Origin of the sequence: Staphylococcus sp. HMSC063A07 (assembly GCF_001836955.1) — a bacterium.
GTDB lineage: Bacteria > Bacillota > Bacilli > Staphylococcales > Staphylococcaceae > Staphylococcus > Staphylococcus lugdunensis.
This window is the reverse complement of the sequence record NZ_KV830932.1, coordinates 408051-425715: the sequence shown is the minus strand read 5'-3', so window position 1 is coordinate 425715 and position 17665 is coordinate 408051. Positions and strand designations below refer to the sequence as shown.

The window sequence follows — 17665 nt, the reverse complement described above, 5'->3', positions numbered from 1 at the left end:
GTGACCAACAGTGAATCAACAAGATGATAATGTCATACATGTGAAATTTAATAATCATTTTTATCTTAAAATAGCAGAGGAAAAATTTGAAAATGAAGATTGGGAACAGGCAGCTGAATATTACAGTCGAGTAATGGAACATGAGTCAGATAATATTGAAGTTATTACCAATTATACAACTGCATTAAAAGAGTTGGGACGATACAAAGAAGCAATTGCGATTAATTTTGATTTAGTTGCTAAAAATGAACATGTTCGCTCGGCATTTAACAATATTAGCAATGTTTATTTCAAATTGAAAGATCATTATAAGTGGTTTATTTTTGCCATGTCTAGTGCTGCTATGTCTAAGGACGTGGATATAAGAGCTATCTTTGAAGACGTACATCAGGTAGAATACGATGATGAAGAAAAATTTTACACGGAAGTAATGCTAGTTTCATTCCAATATGTATTTCAATATTTACTGACACAACAACGCTTTGAAGATGCTAAAAATTATATTTCTCATTTAGAACACCCACTGCGCAAACAACACATTGTTCAAAATTCTCTTGTACTATGTCATATCTATTTACGAGAATATCAGCAAGCGAAAAGAATATGTGAGCGTTTGTTAAAAGAAGATTCCTCTGACGTATACGCATTATGCCATTATACATTGGTGCTATATATTACTAATAATAAAGAAAAGTTTAATAAATATATGAAAGTAATGAAAAAGATTAGACCAATGAACGATGACGAGAGATTTAAACTTGGTATCATTCTTAGTTATTTAAAGCAATATGAAGCGTCTCAAAAGTTATTACTACCACTTTATCGTAAAAGTAAATTTCCCTCACCTCAAATGTACAATGCTTTAAGCTTTAACCATTATTACCTAGGAAATGAAATCGAAAGTGAAGCCATGTGGAAAAAGCTCCAGCATTTGGCAAAAAACGAAGTCGGTCCACCTCCATGGACGCTTGAGGATAGTAAAGAAAAATTTAATCAGAAAGTATTGCCATTATTACTTCATGATAATAATCATTATAGACTATACGGTATCTTTTTACTTAATCAATTAAATGGTAAAGAAATATTTATGACAGAAGAAATATGGGCCATTTTAGAAGAAATGACAGATTATGAAAAATTATATTTAACGTATCTGATACAAGGACTGAAACTAACAAAATTAGATTTTATCCATCGTGGCTTAGTTGAATTATATAAAAATAAACAACTGCAACAAGATATGGAACTGTCTATTAGTTGGATTGATACCGCAGAAGCACTTATTGCAAGTAAAGTGGATTATAATGAAATGGAACGCTATTTAGCTGCACATGTATATCTCTATTATCGCCACACAGCATTAAAAATGACAAAACGAGAAATCTTTGATTGGCTAGGTGTCACAAAATATAAGTTAGATTCAGCAGTAAAATACTTGTTGAGCATATAAATTTTATCGGTAATGATTATGGTTTATAATGCGCATGGTAAAGATAAACGAGGAGGCATATAAAATGACTGAAGTAAATTATGACGTTGCTATTATCGGAGCTGGACCAGCCGGTATGACAGCAGCGGTTTATGCATCACGTGCGAACTTAAGTACAGTTATGATTGAACGTGGTATGCCAGGTGGCCAAATGGCAAATACAGAAGAAGTTGAAAACTTTCCAGGCTTTGAAATGATTACAGGCCCAGATCTTTCTACTAAAATGTTTGAACATGCAAAGAAATTCGGTGCTGAATATCAATACGGGGATATTAAATCTATTGAAGATCAAGGTGACTATAAAGTCATTCATCTTGGTAATAAAGAGGTGACAGCACGTGCAGTTATTATTGCTACAGGTGCAGAATATAAAAAAATAGGCGTGCCTGGTGAACAAGAATTAGGTGGCCGTGGAGTAAGTTATTGTGCTGTATGTGATGGTGCCTTCTTTAAAAATAAAAATCTATTTGTTATTGGCGGCGGTGATTCAGCAGTTGAGGAAGGAACCTTCTTAACGAAATTTGCAGACAAAGTAACGATTGTACATCGACGAGATGAACTGCGTGCACAAAAAATCTTGCAAGATCGTGCATTTAAAAATGATAAAGTCAACTTTATTTGGAGTCACACGTTGAAATCAATTAACGATAAAGATGGAAAAGTTGGTTCAGTGACACTCGTATCAACTAAAGATGGTTCAGAACAAACATTAGATGCAGATGGTGTGTTTATCTATATAGGTATGAAACCATTAACTGCACCATTCCTTGATTTAGGTATTACTAATGAAACTGGCTATATTGTAACTAAGAACGACATGAGTACAGCGGTTCCTGGCATCTATGCTGCTGGAGATGTGCGCGATAAAGGTTTACGCCAAATTGTTACGGCAACAGGTGATGGTAGTATCGCCGCACAAAGTGCCATTGATTATATTGAAGAATTGAAAGACAAAGAAGCTTAAATTTAAGCATGTGCACAGTATGATATAAAGCCAGTACTATTTAGATTAAAATGGTACTGGCTTTTATTTACATACTTACATTTGTTTAAGCTATACGTTATGATTAAAGCATATAAAAATAAGTTGGAATAAAAAGTTATGGTGGTGATTCTGATATGACTCAATCAGAAAGGGAAATAAGTAAAAGTGAATTACTCGTTGTAACTGGTCTATCTGGGGCCGGTAAATCACTCGTTATTCAAAGCTTGGAGGATATTGGCTTTTTTTGTGTGGACAATTTGCCGCCAATATTATTGCCAAAATTTGTAGAGCTTATGGAACAAGGCAACCCTTCATTGCATAAAGTAGCCATAGCTATTGATTTACGTGGGAAAGAACTATTCACCTCACTCGTACAAGAAATTGATAACATAAAAAGTCGCAATGACGTTATTGTTGATGTTATGTTTTTAGAAGCGAGTACAGAAAAGCTTATTTCACGCTATAAAGAATCAAGACGTGCCCATCCGTTGAATGTAAAAGGAGAAGTATCGTTAATTGATGCGATTGAAGAAGAACGCCAACTGCTTTCAAGAATACGCACAATTGCTAATTATATAGTAGACACAACAACGATGAAACCGAAAGAATTAAGAACACGTGTTAATAAGTATTTTAAAGATGAAACATTTAAATCATTTAGTATCAATGTTACTAGCTTTGGATTTAAACATGGCATTCAAAAAGACGCCGACTTAGTATTTGATGTACGTTTTTTGCCAAATCCGTACTATGTTGAAGACTTAAGACCGATGACTGGTGAAGATGAACCTGTATATAATTATGTTATGAAATGGAAAGAAACTGAAATTTTCTTTGATAAACTAATGGATTTATTAAAATTTATGATTCCAGGTTATAAAAAAGAGGGTAAATCTCAATTAGTGATTGCAATCGGGTGTACAGGCGGTCAACATCGTTCTGTAGCACTTGCGCGACGCATCGGAGAAAAGCTCGATGAAATTTTTGACTATAATGTATATGTTCATCATAGAGATGCGCATATTGAAAGTGGCGTGAATAAATGAAAAAGCTAAAAATTGTGCTTATCGGTGGTGGCACAGGACTATCCGTATTAGCAAGAGGACTTAGAAACTATCCAATAGATATTACTGCAATTGTGACGGTGGCAGATGATGGTGGTAGTACAGGCGTAATACGTAATGAAATGGATATTCCGGCACCAGGAGATATTCGCAATGTCATCGCAGCATTAAGTGACGCTGAACCTATCATACAAGATTTATTTCAATATCGCTTTGAAGCTAATCAAATTGGTGGCCATTCGTTAGGCAATTTATTATTGGCAGCACTGACAAATATAGAAAATGATTTTGGTCACGCAGTAAAAGAACTGAGTAAAATATTAAACATCAAAGGTAAAGTTATCCCATCAACTAATACGAGCGTTAAATTAAATGCTGTTTTTAAAGATGGAGAGATTGTTTCTGGTGAGTCCAGCATACCAAAACGCAATAAACAAATTGAACGGGTCTATTTAGAGCCAAGCGATGTAAAACCAATGGATGAAGCAGTACAAGCCATAAAAGAGGCCGATTTAATCGTTCTAGGACCAGGTTCACTCTATACAAGCGTCATATCAAATTTATGTGTCAACGGCATCCAGAAAGCACTATTTGATACCGACGCACCAAAGTTATATGTAGCAAATGTAATGACGCAACCAGGTGAAACCAATGGTTATGATGTGTTAGACCATATTAATGCGATACATAAGCATGCAGGTAAAGATTTTATCAAATATGTGATATGTAACACGCAATTATATGATGAAGCAGTGCTAGCACATTATAAGAAACAGAATGCTGAACCTGTAGCAGCCCATTATGACATGTTAACAGCTAAAGGATTAAAGGTAATTACAGCTTCCAACTTAATCGAAGTGTCTAAAGATTACCGGGTAAGGCACAACAACGAAGTGTTAGCCAAATTAATATATGATATAGCACTAGATTTAACAAGTACAATACCGTTTAAACCAACACGGCATCAATCAAAATCTAACGATTAGATTGTTAGTAGTTGACAATGACGCGATTAGAAAGGTGAAGGTAACATGAGTTTTGCTTCTGAAATGAAAAATGAATTAACACGAATTGAAGTTGACGATTTAAATGCGAAAGCAGAACTTAGTGCATTGATTCGAATGAACGGTGCGCTTAGTCTTTCTAATCAGCAATTCGTCATTAATGTGCAAACTGAAAATGCAGCAACAGCACGTCGTATTTATTCATTAATTAAACGTGTGTTTGATGTTGAGGTAGAAATCTTAGTACGTAAAAAGATGAAATTAAAGAAAAATAATATATATATTTGTCGGACAAAAGTGCAGGCAAAAGAAATATTAGATGCTCTTGGAATATTGAAAAATGGGATCTTTACCTATGATATTGATAAAGAAATTATTCAAGATGATGAAATGAGACGTAGTTATTTACGCGGCGCATTCTTAGCGGGGGGATCGGTAAATAATCCCGAGACCTCTTCATACCATTTAGAAATATTTTCACAGTATGAAGATCATTCAGAAGGCTTAGTAAAATTAATGAACCACTATGAGCTAAATGCGAAACATTTAGAACGTAAAAAGGGAAGTATTGCTTATCTGAAGGAAGCAGAAAAAATATCAGATTTCTTAAGTCTTATTGGTGGTTACCAGGCTTTATTAAAATTTGAAGATGTACGAATCGTGCGCGACATGAGAAATTCAGTAAATCGTTTGGTAAATTGTGAAACGGCGAATTTAAATAAGACTGTAAGTGCTGCAATGAAGCAAGTTGAAAGCATTCGGCTTATCGACAAAGAGATTGGATTAGATAATCTACCAGACCGTTTAAGTGAAATAGCTAAGCTACGTGTTGAGCATCAAGAGATTTCATTAAAAGAATTAGGTGAAATGTTATCGACAGGAGCCATTTCTAAATCTGGTGTTAACCATCGATTACGCAAATTAAATGAATTAGCAGATAAAATCAGAAGCGGAGAAAAAATCGATTTATAATAGTTTCATACAGTATTTAATCATGATTTATATAACACATAGAAAACACCCGAATGGTTTAATCAATCTCAAACCATTCGGGTGTTTTAATATGTAGCCCCCTCGAGAGGAATCGAACCTCTATTGTAAGAACCGGAATCTTAAGTGTTATCCATTACACTACGAGGGGTAAATAAAATATAATCAAAACGCTGTACTCATTGCGTGTTTAACAGTACAATCTAGTTTAGTGAGCGAATCTAGTTTACAAAATGTAGAACCAAACGTCAATAAGATAAATTAATAAAGCGTCTTTTTTGACCATTTTTGACTTTTAAGGTAAACTAACATTACTAGTTATTATAAGGAGGCAATATGAATGAATTTAATTCCTACAGTAATTGAAACAACAAACCGTGGAGAACGTGCCTATGACATCTATTCACGTTTATTAAAAGACCGTATTATCATGTTAGGATCAGCAATTGATGATAACGTTGCGAATTCAATTGTATCACAATTATTGTTTTTACAAGCACAAGATTCTGAAAAAGATATTTATTTATATATCAATTCACCAGGTGGAAGTGTAACAGCTGGTTTTGCAATTTATGATACAATTCAACATATCAAACCAGACGTACAAACGATTTGTATTGGTATGGCAGCATCAATGGGGTCATTCTTATTAGCTGCTGGCGCTAAAGGTAAACGTTTTGCATTACCAAATGCTGAAGTAATGATTCACCAACCACTAGGTGGTGCTCAAGGTCAAGCAACTGAAATTGAAATCGCAGCAAACCATATTTTAAAAACACGTGAAAAATTAAATCGTATTTTAGCTGAACGTACTGGTCAATCTATTGAACAAATTCAAAAAGATACAGATCGTGATAATTTCTTAACTGCTGAAGAAGCGAAAGCGTATGGCTTAATTGATGAAGTCATGGAACCAGAAGACAAATAATATATACAATTCAACAGAGCAAAAATTGCTTGAGACATCAATGTCTCAGACAAGTAGAAGAAGGCGATTTCTATTGAAATTTAGTAGAGATCGCCTTCTTCATTATTAATATATTAAGTAAAAATAAGACCACACAAGCGAACCAACATGACGAAGTATTGAATATAGAAGAAGCACAAAAATGATTTATGTCAAACCATCTTTGTGCTAATATTTTATGATTTATGTCCCAGCTTGTTCAGCCTATATTGACATTAGGTGACTGAATTGAAAATGAATTTTGTTCTGCTTCCTTTTAAATATTTATTGAACTAAATCATCTAATGCTGATTTTAAATGAGGATAGCTAAATTGGAAACCTAGCGCTTCGAGTTTATTTGGTAACACCTTTTGTGTATCTAATACAACGGTTGACATTTCACCAAGTACAGTACGTAACACGAATGCTGGCACCCATGTTTCGTGTGGTCGATGCATGGCGCGTCCTAAAGTATAGCCAAATAAATTTTGACGTTCGGCGATAGGTGCTGCAAAATTAAATGGGCCTGCTGCATCTGGTTCATCAATAGTGAAAAGAATAGCACGTACTAGGTCATCAATATGAATCCATGAATACCATTGGAATCCAGAGCCTAATTTTCCACCAACGAAAAATTTATAAGGTAATTCCATCGTTTGTAGTGCACCACCATCATCAGATAAAATCATGCTGAATCTTCCTAAAATCACACGCGTTCCAAATTGTTCAAATTTCTTGGCAAAACGTTCCCATTGATATACAACATCAGATAGAAAATCAAAAGGTGACGTTTGATATAACTCAGTATAAGAACGATTGATATCAGGTGGATAATAACCCATTGCACTTGCATTAAATAACACTTCAGGTTTATCTGAGCGCTGTTCAAATAATGACACTAATGCTTGAGTAGATTGGATACGACTAGTCATAATGAGTTGTTTATAGCTATCAGTCCAGCGTTTATTTAAGGTAGCGCCTGCTAAATTTATAACAACATCAATATGACCAATTTCTTGCTCCCACCCGTCTTTGGACCAGTTAACATAGGTAATATGATTATTTTGACTGACTTTATCGCTACGCGTGAGAATGGTGATTTGTGCTGATTCACGTTGTAAAATACGATCCACAAGATGGTGTCCTACCATGCCGGTACCACCAGTGATTAAATAATGTTTCATGCAAGTCACCTCTATAATTTTTTTCTTTTAAGAACTATTATTAATAGTCATTATAATTGTTCAAACTTTATACAATAGTTAGTCATTAATATGTCATTTACTTTCTTTATAAATGGTTTTAAATCATTTTGAATAAGTTATAATAAAAGCGTACCTTCGATAATTAATTAGACATCTCTTAATTAGTATGAGTATACCCCATATTATACCCTCGAAGGTAAATTTTGACTCCCTTTAGTAGTGACCCATGCGATAAGCGTATGGGTCTATTTTACTATATAATTGTAAAACCACTAACAACAGATATGCTAACAATACCTATTAATATCATTCTTTATCATCCCACGCATAATATCAACTTTTATGTTTCAAAGTTACAATATGATAGCTGATTTTTTCAATTATTTAACTAAAATTAGAGGGATGTAAGGAAATCTTAATAATTAAATTAATGTTCCCAAGAACTGAAAATGTTATCATATAAATGATAATAAAAAAGTGAGTTGTGTATGAATATCTTTTAATGACATATTGATGTAAAATGTACCATCATAATAGTAAATTATTATACTCAAATATAGAGAAGTGAGGGAGCCTATTGTCTAAGGAAAATAAACAGTTCAATGATTATGAAGATTCAGATAAGAAACGTATGGGCACAGGCGCAAAAGTGATAAGTATCATAACAGTATTATTGCTTTTAGGTGGATTAGTTTTTGCAGTCTTTTCATTTGTAGACCATTCTAATCGTGCCAATGAAAGACTTAACAAGCAGTCAACTGAGGAAAAGAAAGAAGGTTCAAAGAAAAAAGACAATAAAACGAATGAGCAAAAGAAAAAGCAACCGACGCAAGAAACACAACAAACGCAGCAACAAATTCCACAAACGCAACAAACACCTCAGACAACGCAACAGCCACCAGCGACACAACAAAAGCCAAGAAAACCTTCCACTGAGGAACGGAATACACAAGAGAAAAATACTAAAGAGCCGTCTACCGAAGAAAATAATCAGCCTGACAAGACTAAAGAACCAGCTACGCAAGAAAAGTCTAAAGAAAGCAATTCGCGAAACGACAATAAGACGCCAACGAGAGAATCTTCAGGTCAACAACGCTCAAATAAACCATCAGCACAGCAACCTTCTTCAAATCAAAATGGACAACAAAATAAACAGCGTAACAGTCACCAATCGAACACATCACAATCAACATCTAAAGCGCAATAAAGATAAAATCATCAAGCTACTCATATAAGTGACTAGTTTGATGATTTTTTATCTATGAAGCATTTTAGGCACAAAATTTATAGCTTACATCTCGTACGTAGACGATTATCATTGGTGTATCAGGGTAAGAAAATACAAGTATTAAAAGGAAAGTCGTTTAATAGTCAGACTATTGATAATTTTTTGCAATTAAATTTAAAAAAGTCGGTCAAATGTCTTGCATTTTTAAACATCACATAGTACTATTGCAGTGTAGAAAGGTTAGATTTTGTCCCGCGTGGGACTATAAACGTCAAACCTAGTTATAATTTCTACTCATTACCTTTTTTATAAAAAGAGGAGGAAGGTAGTAGTGAAAGACTTGATGAAAGTTCAACAAAAGCTCATACCTGACCTTGTTGATAAAATGTATCGTCGGTTTTCTATCTTAACTACTATCTCTAAAAACCAACCTGTAGGTCGACGTAGTTTAAGTGAATACATGGACATGACAGAACGTGTATTGAGAGCTGAAACGGATATGTTAAAAAAGCAAGAACTGATACGAGTTAAGACAACAGGTATGGAAATTACTGAAGAAGGTAAAATGGTTGTTGAATATCTCAATGATTATTTTAATGTTTATTCAGATGATCATCAGATGGCACAGCAAATTAGAGAGATTTATAATTTGAAAGAAGTTCATGTTATACCGGGTAATTGTGACACTACCGAAACGGTAAAAGCAGAAATGGGTAGACAAGCTGGACAGTTACTTGAAGGTATACTTTATGAAGATGCAATTGTATCTGTTACTGGCGGATCCACAATGGCTCGTGTCAGTGAAGCGATGCATTTACTACCTTTCAATGTCTTCTTCGTTCCAGCGCGTGGGGGCCTAGGAGAAAATATGGTCTATCAAGCAAACACCATTTCAGCAAGCATGGCACAACAAACAGGTGGTTATTACACTTCATTGTATGTGCCAGATAATGTGAGCGAAACAACTTATAATACGTTGATGATGGAACCGTCTGTCATTCATACATTAGACAAAATTAAGCAAGCAAATATTACAATACACGGTATCGGTGATGCGCTGAAAATGGCGCATAGACGTCATTCCTCTAAAGAGGTTGTTGAAAAACTTCAACATCACCATGCCGTAGCCGAGGCATTTGGTTATTATTTTGATGCTTATGGTCAAGTAGTGCATAAAGTTAAAATAATTGGACTACAACTCGAAGACCTAGAATCAAAGGAATTTATATTTGCAGTAGCTGGTGGCAAATCGAAAGGGCAAGCTATTAAAGCTTATCTCAGTATTGCGCCAGACAACACAGTCCTTATCACAGATGAGGAAGCCGCAAAGGTAATATTAAATAAGGAATAAAAAGTTATTTGACTTTTTAAATATCATTTTAAAGGAGGCCATTATTTATGGCAGTTAAAGTAGCAATCAATGGATTTGGTAGAATCGGTCGTTTAGCATTTAGAAGAATTCAAGACGTAGAAGGCATCGAGGTAGTAGCAGTAAACGACTTAACAGATGATGATATGTTAGCGCATTTATTAAAATATGACACTATGCAAGGTCGCTTCACTAGCGAAGTTGAAGTTGTTGATGGTGGTTTCCGTGTAAATGGTAAAGAAGTTAAATCATTTGAAGAACCAGACGCAAGCAAATTACCATGGGGTGACCTAGGTGTTGACGTGGTATTAGAATGTACTGGATTCTATACAGATAAAGAAAAAGCAGAAGCACATATTCATGCAGGTGCTAAAAAAGTATTAATCTCTGCGCCAGCTAAAGGTGACGTTAAAACTATCGTTTACAACACTAACCATAGTGACTTAGACGGTTCAGAAACAGTTGTATCAGGTGCTTCATGTACAACTAACTCTTTAGCACCAGTAGCTAAAGTAATCAGCGATGAATTTGGTTTAGTAGAAGGTTTAATGACAACTATCCATGCATACACTGGTGACCAAATGACTCAAGATGGCCCACACAGAAAAGGTGACAAACGTCGTGCTCGTGCAGCTGCACAAAACATCGTACCTAACTCAACTGGTGCTGCTAAAGCAATCGGTAAAGTTATTCCTGAAATCGATGGTAAATTAGACGGTGGTGCGCAACGTGTACCTGTAGCTACAGGTTCATTAACTGAATTAACTGTAGTATTAGAAAAACAAGATGTAACAGTAGAACAAGTAAACGAAGCGATGAAAAAAGCTTCTAACGAATCATTCGGTTACAATGAAGATGAAATTGTTTCTTCTGACGTAGTTGGTATGACTTACGGTTCATTATTTGATGCAACACAAACTCGTGTAATGTCAGTTGGTGGCCGTCAATTAGTTAAAGTTGCAGCTTGGTATGACAATGAAATGTCTTATACTGCACAATTAGTACGTACTTTAGAATATTTAGCTCAATTATCTAAATAATTTGTAGCATAGTTATTTGACGAGTGCTCTGTACTGATAAATAATAAAGATAAGCTTATGAGTAAGCGGGGAGCACAAACGCTTCTCCGCTTATTTTTATATGAGTGTTCCTAGTAAAAGGAGGAAATTATAATGGCAAAGAAAATTGTTTCTGATTTAGATTTAAAAGGTAAAACAGTTCTAGAACGCGCAGACTTTAACGTTCCACTTAAAGATGGAAAAATTACAAACGACAACCGAATTGTTCAAGCTTTACCGACAATTAAATACATCATTGAGCAAGGTGGCAAATTAGTTTTATTCTCTCATTTAGGAAAAGTAAAACAAGAGAGTGATAAAGCTGGATTAACATTAAAACCCGTTGCTGAAGCTTTATCAGAAAAATTGGGGCAAGAAGTTATATTTGTACCTGAAACTCGCGGTGAAAAATTAGAATCAGCTATTAAAAATTTAAAAGAAGGCGACGTATTATTAGTAGAAAATACGCGTTTTGAAGACTTAGATGGCAAAAAAGAATCTAAGAACGATCCTGAATTAGGTAAATATTGGGCTTCATTAGGAGATGTATTCGTAAATGATGCATTCGGTACAGCACACCGTGAGCATGCTTCAAATGTAGGAATTTCTACTCACTTAGAAACAGCAGCAGGTTATTTAATGGAAAAAGAAATTAAATTCATTGGTGGCGTTGTAAATGACCCTCACAAACCTGTTGTAGCCATTCTTGGTGGTGCTAAAGTTTCAGATAAAATCGGTGTTATTAAAAACTTAGTCAACATTGCTGATAAAATTCTTATCGGTGGTGGTATGGCATATACATTTATTAAAGCGCAAGGTCACGAAATAGGAAAATCATTATTAGAAGAAGATAAAATTGATTTCGCCAAAGAATTATTGGCGTCTAATGGAGATCAAATTATTTTACCAGTTGATGCAAAGGTAGCTGCAGAATTCTCTAATGATGCAGCAATTACTGAAGTAGCTATTGATCAAATTCCAGCTGACCAGGAAGCATTAGATGTTGGACCAAAAACGGTTGAATTGTTCAACAAAGAATTACAAGGTGCACATACAGTAGTTTGGAATGGACCAATGGGTGTCTTCGAATTCAGTAATTTTGCTCAAGGTACCATTGGCGTTTGTAAATCAATTGCAGCATTAGACGATGCCATTACAATTATTGGTGGTGGAGATTCAGCTGCAGCTGCAATTTCATTAGGATTTGCTGATGACTTTACACATATCTCTACTGGTGGCGGTGCTTCATTAGAATATCTTGAAGGTAAAGAACTACCAGGTATCAAAGCAATTAATAATAAATAAAATTGTCGTCAGAAATTGATTTATTGGCTAACATATAAAGTGCGGTGGCTTATTCCATGTACTGAGTTATTAGTTTAAGTCATGCGCCTTTAACCTTTAGAATTTAAACAATAGGAGTGTTATTAATGAGAAAACCAATTATTGCTGGCAACTGGAAAATGAATAAAACAGTTCAAGAAGCAAAAGATTTTGTAAATAATTTGCCAACTTTACCAGATGAAAAAGAAGTAGAGTCAGTAATCTGTGCACCAACAATTCAACTTGATGCTTTGATTACGTTAGTAAAAGAAGGTAAAGCAACAGGCCTTAAAATCGGTGCTCAAAATACTTATTTTGAGGATAATGGTGCTTATACAGGTGAAACATCTCCTGTAGCATTAGCTGATTTAGGCGTTAAATACGTGGTTATCGGACACTCTGAACGTCGTGAATTATTCCATGAAACAGATGAAGATGTAAATAAAAAAGCACATGCAGTCTTTAACCATCACATGACACCAATTATTTGTGTAGGTGAAACGGATGAAGAACGTGAAAATGGCAAAGCAAACGATATTGTAAGTAATCAAGTTAAAAAAGCTGTTGCTGGCTTAACTGATGCACAACTTAAAGAAGTTGTAATTGCTTATGAACCAATTTGGGCAATTGGTACTGGTAAATCTGCAACATCTGATGATGCGAATGAAATGTGTGCACAAGTACGACGCACATTAGCTGAAGTTTCTAGCCAAGATGTAGCAGACGCAACACGCATTCAATACGGTGGTAGCGTTAAACCAAACAACGTAAAAGAATACATGGCACAACCAGATATTGATGGCGCTTTAGTCGGTGGCGCATCTCTTAAAGTGGAAGATTTCGTTCAATTGTTAGAAGGTGCAAAATAATAATGGCGAAACAACCTACTGCATTAATTATTTTAGATGGCTTTGCAAATCGTGAGGAAGAACACGGTAATGCTGTTAAGCAAGCCAACAAACCTAATTTCGATAGATATTATAATAAGTATCCTACAACGCAAATTGAAGCAAGTGGTCTAGATGTAGGTTTACCTCCAGGCCAAATGGGTAATTCCGAAGTCGGGCATATGAATATTGGTGCAGGAAGAATCGTGTATCAAAGTTTAACGCGTATTAATAAAGCGATTGAAGAAGGAGACTTCTTTGATAATGATGTCTTGAACAATGCGATTCAACATGTCAAAGATCATCAATCTACTTTACATGTTTTTGGCTTGCTCTCTGATGGCGGTGTGCATAGTCACTATAAACACCTATTTGCATTATTAGAGTTAGCAAAACAACGTGGCATAGACAAAGTTTATGTCCATGCGTTCTTAGATGGTCGTGACGTAGATCAAAAATCAGCATTAAAATATATTGCTGAAACCGAAGATAAATTTAAAGAACTAGGTATTGGACAGTTCGCCTCTGTTTCAGGTCGCTATTATGCTATGGATAGAGACAAACGTTGGGATCGTGAGCAAAAAGCATATAACGCAATACGTGCTTTTGAAGGACCCCAATTTGCTTCAGCCGAAGAAGGTGTAGAAGCTAACTATGCTAAAGATTTAACCGATGAATTTGTAGAACCATTTATTATTGAAGGTCAAAATGAAGGAGTCAATGATGGCGATGCGGTAATTTTCTTTAACTTCCGTCCAGACCGTGCAGCTCAATTATCAGAAATATTTACAAACAAAGCTTTTGGTGGCTTTAAAGTAGAACAAGTCAAAGATTTATTCTATGCCACATTCACGAAATATAATGATAACATTGATGCTGAAATTGTCTTTGAAAAGGTTGATTTAACTAATACAATTGGTCAAGTAGCTCAAGATAACCAATTAAAGCAATTGCGTATTGCCGAAACAGAAAAGTATCCACACGTCACTTATTTCATGAGTGGTGGTAGAAATGAAGAATTTGAAGGTGAACGTCGTCGTTTAATCGATTCTCCAAAAGTAGCAACATATGACTTGAAACCTGAAATGAGTGCTTATGAAGTTAAAGATGCTTTACTTGAAGAGTTGGATAAAGGCGATTTAGATTTAATTATCTTAAACTTTGCTAATCCCGATATGGTTGGACATAGTGGTATGTTAGCGCCAACAATCAAAGCAATTGAAGCGGTAGATGATTGTTTAGGTGAAGTCGTTGATAAAATCTTAGAAATGAACGGCTATGCCATTATTACAGCTGATCATGGTAACTCAGATGAAGTATTAACGGATGATGATCAACCGATGACGACACATACCACAAACCCAGTTCCAGTAATCGTCACTAAAGAAGGCGTAGAATTACGGAAAACTGGCCGTCTTGGTGATTTAGCGCCAACATTGTTAGATTTATTGAATGTAACGCAACCAGAAGAAATGACAGGCGAATCACTCATTAAACATGACTAAAAACATTGTTTAATGGTGAAATCATTGATGCGCAATGATGACATGCAGCTTGTCTGCTAATATATGAAATTATTTTATTAATTATTCAAATCAAGCTATAATAGCTTTAGATTAAAGTAAAAGGAGTTTTTGAACATGCCAATTATTACAGATGTTTATGCTCGCGAAGTCTTAGACTCACGTGGTAACCCAACAGTTGAAGTTGAAGTATTAACTGAAAGCGGCGCGTTTGGCCATGCATTAGTGCCATCAGGTGCTTCTACTGGTGAACACGAAGCCGTTGAATTACGTGATGGTGATAAATCACGTTATGGTGGTAAAGGTGTTACTAAAGCTGTTGAAAATGTTAACGAAATTATCGCACCAGAAATCATTGAAGGTGAATTTTCAGTATTAGATCAAGTATCTATCGATAAAATGATGATTCAATTAGATGGTACGCCAAACAAAGGTAAATTAGGTGCAAACGCAATTTTAGGTGTTTCTATCGCTGTTGCACGTGCAGCTGCTGAATTATTAGGTCAACCTTTATATAAATATTTAGGTGGATTTAATGGTAAACAATTACCAGTTCCAATGATGAACATCGTTAATGGTGGTTCTCACTCTGATGCACCAATCGCATTCCAAGAATTTATGATTTTACCAGTAGGTGCTGAATCATTTAAAGAAGCGTTACGTTGGGGCGCAGAAATCTTCCACAACTTAAAATCAATCTTAAGCGAACGTGGTTTAGAAACTGCTGTTGGTGATGAAGGTGGATTTGCACCTAAATTTGACGGTACTGAAGATGCTGTTGAAACAATTATTAAAGCCATCGAAAAAGCAGGTTACAAACCAGGCGAAGATGTATTCTTAGGATTTGACTGTGCATCATCAGAATTCTATGAAAATGGTGTATATGATTACACTAAATTCGAAGGTGAACATGGTGCTAAACGTAGCGCAGCTGAGCAAGTTGACTACTTAGAAGAATTAATTGGTAAATACCCTATCATTACGATTGAAGATGGTATGGATGAAAATGACTGGGAAGGTTGGAAACAATTAACTGACCGCATTGGTGATAAAGTACAATTAGTTGGTGACGACCTATTTGTTACAAACACTGAAATCCTTTCTAGAGGTATTGAAGAAGGAATTGGTAACTCTATCTTAATTAAAGTTAACCAAATCGGTACATTAACAGAAACATTTGATGCGATTGAAATGGCACAAAAAGCAGGCTACACTGCAGTTGTATCACACCGTTCTGGTGAAACAGAAGATACTACAATTGCTGACATCGCAGTAGCTACAAATGCTGGTCAAATTAAAACAGGTTCATTATCTAGAACTGACCGCATTGCTAAATACAACCAATTATTACGCATTGAAGACGAATTATATGAAACTGCAAAATTTGATGGTTTAAAATCATTCTACAATTTAGACGTTTCAAAAAAATAATTTTCAAAAAATGCAATAAAAGTTCACGCTAATAATTATGAGTCTGGAACATCATTTTTGTTCCAGGCTCATAACTATATATTGGTAGTAATGACTGGAATTGAAAATACGCTGATACCAAGCTTTTTCAATCCTGTTCAACCTTGCCGGGGCAGGACTACGAATTCATAATGAAGCTATCTCGCTTTCAATCCTGTTCTATTTTTTATATAAAAAGCTGGAACGGTAATGTTATCATAGTAGTGAAACTGATATAATAAGATTTGAATTGATTAAAAGGAGTTACATGATGGAAAAACAAACTCAAGTAAGAGAAAAGCGAACAGGCAACTTAATTGCAATCAGTTCACTTGTGTTCAGCTTCTTATTAGTGTTCCATAATTTTGTCGCATTGGATATGGCTACAGCTAAAGCGCTACTTGCTTTTGCAGGTCAGAAAACATCAGATGCTGTCGCACATAATTTATTAAATGGCTTTAGATATACGGGGATTATGTATATTTTAGCTTATTTAGCAGGTGTAATTGCATTTTGGAATAGACATATGTACTTATGGTGGTTTATGTTTGCCGTTTTCGTGTCAAATGCCATTTTTACCTTAATCAATATTTCACTAGTGATAAAAGGCATCACTACAGCACATTCATTCATGTATGCATTACCAATTCTTATAGTAATTATTGGTTCTTTAGCACTAGCATTGTATATGCTCGTTATCTCGATTAAACGTAAAAGTACATTTAATCGTTAGTAGATTTGATATAAACAAGCGTTCTGTGATATAATTCAGTTCGTATATAATGAATGGAGGACAATTTTCATGCATACATTTTTAATCGCACTATTAATCATTGATTGTATTGCATTAGTAACTGTTGTATTACTCCAAGAAGGTAAAAGTAATGGACTTTCAGGTGCTATTAGTGGTGGCGCAGAACAGTTATTTGGTAAGCAAAAACAACGTGGCATCGATTTATTTTTGCATAGATTAACAATTATTTTAGCAATCATATTCTTTATCATATTGATTGGCATAAGTTATTTCCAATTATAAGGTCCGACGATATAAATGTCGGGCTTTTTTAATTATAATAAGTGTATGTGACTGTTAAAGTACACAATAAATAGGAAAATAATGTCGCCTTTAAAGACATGTAATAAT

Annotated in this window: 16 protein-coding genes; 15 read left to right on the top strand and 1 reads right to left on the bottom strand. The window is 35.0% G+C overall.

Translation table 11 applies throughout. The features are described 5' to 3' along the window. The first annotated feature begins 10 nt into the window (after nt 1–10). The 6 genes from HMPREF2597_RS12005 (at nt 11) to clpP (ending at nt 6460) form a co-directional block, all read left to right on the top strand. A complete protein-coding gene (locus HMPREF2597_RS12005; protein WP_002479332.1) occupies nt 11–1450 on the top strand; it encodes a tetratricopeptide repeat protein in 1440 nt (479 codons plus the stop codon). Between the two features lie 64 nt (nt 1451–1514). Continuing rightward, the gene (trxB, locus tag HMPREF2597_RS12000) at nt 1515–2453 is read left to right on the top strand and encodes a thioredoxin-disulfide reductase (RefSeq protein WP_070817315.1); all 939 of its coding nucleotides are present in this window, start codon (nt 1515–1517) and stop codon (nt 2451–2453) included. 155 nt (nt 2454–2608) lie between these two features. Further along, on the top strand, nt 2609–3520 hold the full coding sequence (gene rapZ, locus HMPREF2597_RS11995) for an RNase adapter RapZ (protein ID WP_002459702.1): 912 nt from the start codon (nt 2609–2611) through the stop codon (nt 3518–3520). Then, nucleotides 3517–4524, top strand: a complete 1008-nt coding sequence (gene yvcK, locus HMPREF2597_RS11990; RefSeq protein ID WP_002459701.1) for a gluconeogenesis factor YvcK family protein — start codon at nt 3517–3519, stop codon at nt 4522–4524. The genes rapZ and yvcK overlap by 4 nt, the downstream gene beginning before the upstream one ends. A 45-nt stretch (nt 4525–4569) precedes the next feature. Next, the gene (gene whiA, locus HMPREF2597_RS11985; RefSeq protein WP_002479330.1) at nt 4570–5514 is read left to right on the top strand and encodes a DNA-binding protein WhiA; all 945 of its coding nucleotides are present in this window, start codon (nt 4570–4572) and stop codon (nt 5512–5514) included. Nucleotides 5515–5872: 358 nt separating this feature from the next. After that, entirely contained in the window at nt 5873–6460 is a 588-nt protein-coding gene (clpP, locus tag HMPREF2597_RS11975; protein WP_002459699.1) for an ATP-dependent Clp endopeptidase proteolytic subunit ClpP, read from the top strand. 303 nt (nt 6461–6763) lie between these two features. On the opposite strand, the gene HMPREF2597_RS11970 is transcribed toward clpP, so the two are convergent. Continuing rightward, on the bottom strand, nt 6764–7663 hold the full coding sequence (locus tag HMPREF2597_RS11970; RefSeq protein WP_002479329.1) for a TIGR01777 family oxidoreductase: 900 nt from the start codon (nt 7661–7663) through the stop codon (nt 6764–6766). A gap of 598 nt (nt 7664–8261) precedes the next feature. Between HMPREF2597_RS11970 and HMPREF2597_RS11965 the strand changes: the two genes are divergently transcribed. The 9 genes from HMPREF2597_RS11965 to secG all read left to right on the top strand — a co-directional run bounded on the left by HMPREF2597_RS11965 (nt 8262) and on the right by secG (nt 17557). Next, entirely contained in the window at nt 8262–8891 is a 630-nt protein-coding gene (locus HMPREF2597_RS11965; RefSeq protein ID WP_002479328.1) for a DUF4887 domain-containing protein, read from the top strand. A gap of 352 nt (nt 8892–9243) precedes the next feature. Continuing rightward, nucleotides 9244–10263, top strand: a complete 1020-nt coding sequence (locus HMPREF2597_RS11960; protein ID WP_070817314.1) for a sugar-binding transcriptional regulator — start codon at nt 9244–9246, stop codon at nt 10261–10263. Between the two features lie 47 nt (nt 10264–10310). Continuing rightward, complete coding sequence (gene gap, locus HMPREF2597_RS11955) at nt 10311–11321, top strand: type I glyceraldehyde-3-phosphate dehydrogenase (protein ID WP_002459695.1); 1011 nt, start codon at nt 10311–10313, stop codon at nt 11319–11321. A gap of 132 nt (nt 11322–11453) precedes the next feature. Continuing rightward, nucleotides 11454–12644 carry a phosphoglycerate kinase gene (gene pgk, locus HMPREF2597_RS11950; protein WP_002459694.1) on the top strand — a complete coding sequence of 397 codons (1191 nt, stop codon included), beginning with the start codon at nt 11454–11456 and terminating at the stop codon, nt 12642–12644. Between the two features lie 125 nt (nt 12645–12769). Next, a complete protein-coding gene (tpiA, locus tag HMPREF2597_RS11945; RefSeq protein ID WP_002459693.1) occupies nt 12770–13531 on the top strand; it encodes a triose-phosphate isomerase in 762 nt (253 codons plus the stop codon). A gap of 2 nt (nt 13532–13533) precedes the next feature. Next, nucleotides 13534–15054, top strand: coding sequence for a 2,3-bisphosphoglycerate-independent phosphoglycerate mutase (gpmI, locus tag HMPREF2597_RS11940; RefSeq protein ID WP_002479326.1), 1521 nt, complete (start codon nt 13534–13536; stop codon nt 15052–15054). A gap of 135 nt (nt 15055–15189) precedes the next feature. Then, a complete protein-coding gene (gene eno / locus HMPREF2597_RS11935) occupies nt 15190–16503 on the top strand; it encodes a surface-displayed alpha-enolase (protein WP_070817313.1) in 1314 nt (437 codons plus the stop codon). Nucleotides 16504–16792: 289 nt separating this feature from the next. Continuing rightward, a complete protein-coding gene (locus tag HMPREF2597_RS11930) occupies nt 16793–17254 on the top strand; it encodes a hypothetical protein (protein WP_002479325.1) in 462 nt (153 codons plus the stop codon). Between the two features lie 69 nt (nt 17255–17323). Further along, a complete protein-coding gene (secG, locus tag HMPREF2597_RS11925; protein WP_002459689.1) occupies nt 17324–17557 on the top strand; it encodes a preprotein translocase subunit SecG in 234 nt (77 codons plus the stop codon). Nucleotides 17558–17665 lie beyond the last annotated feature (108 nt).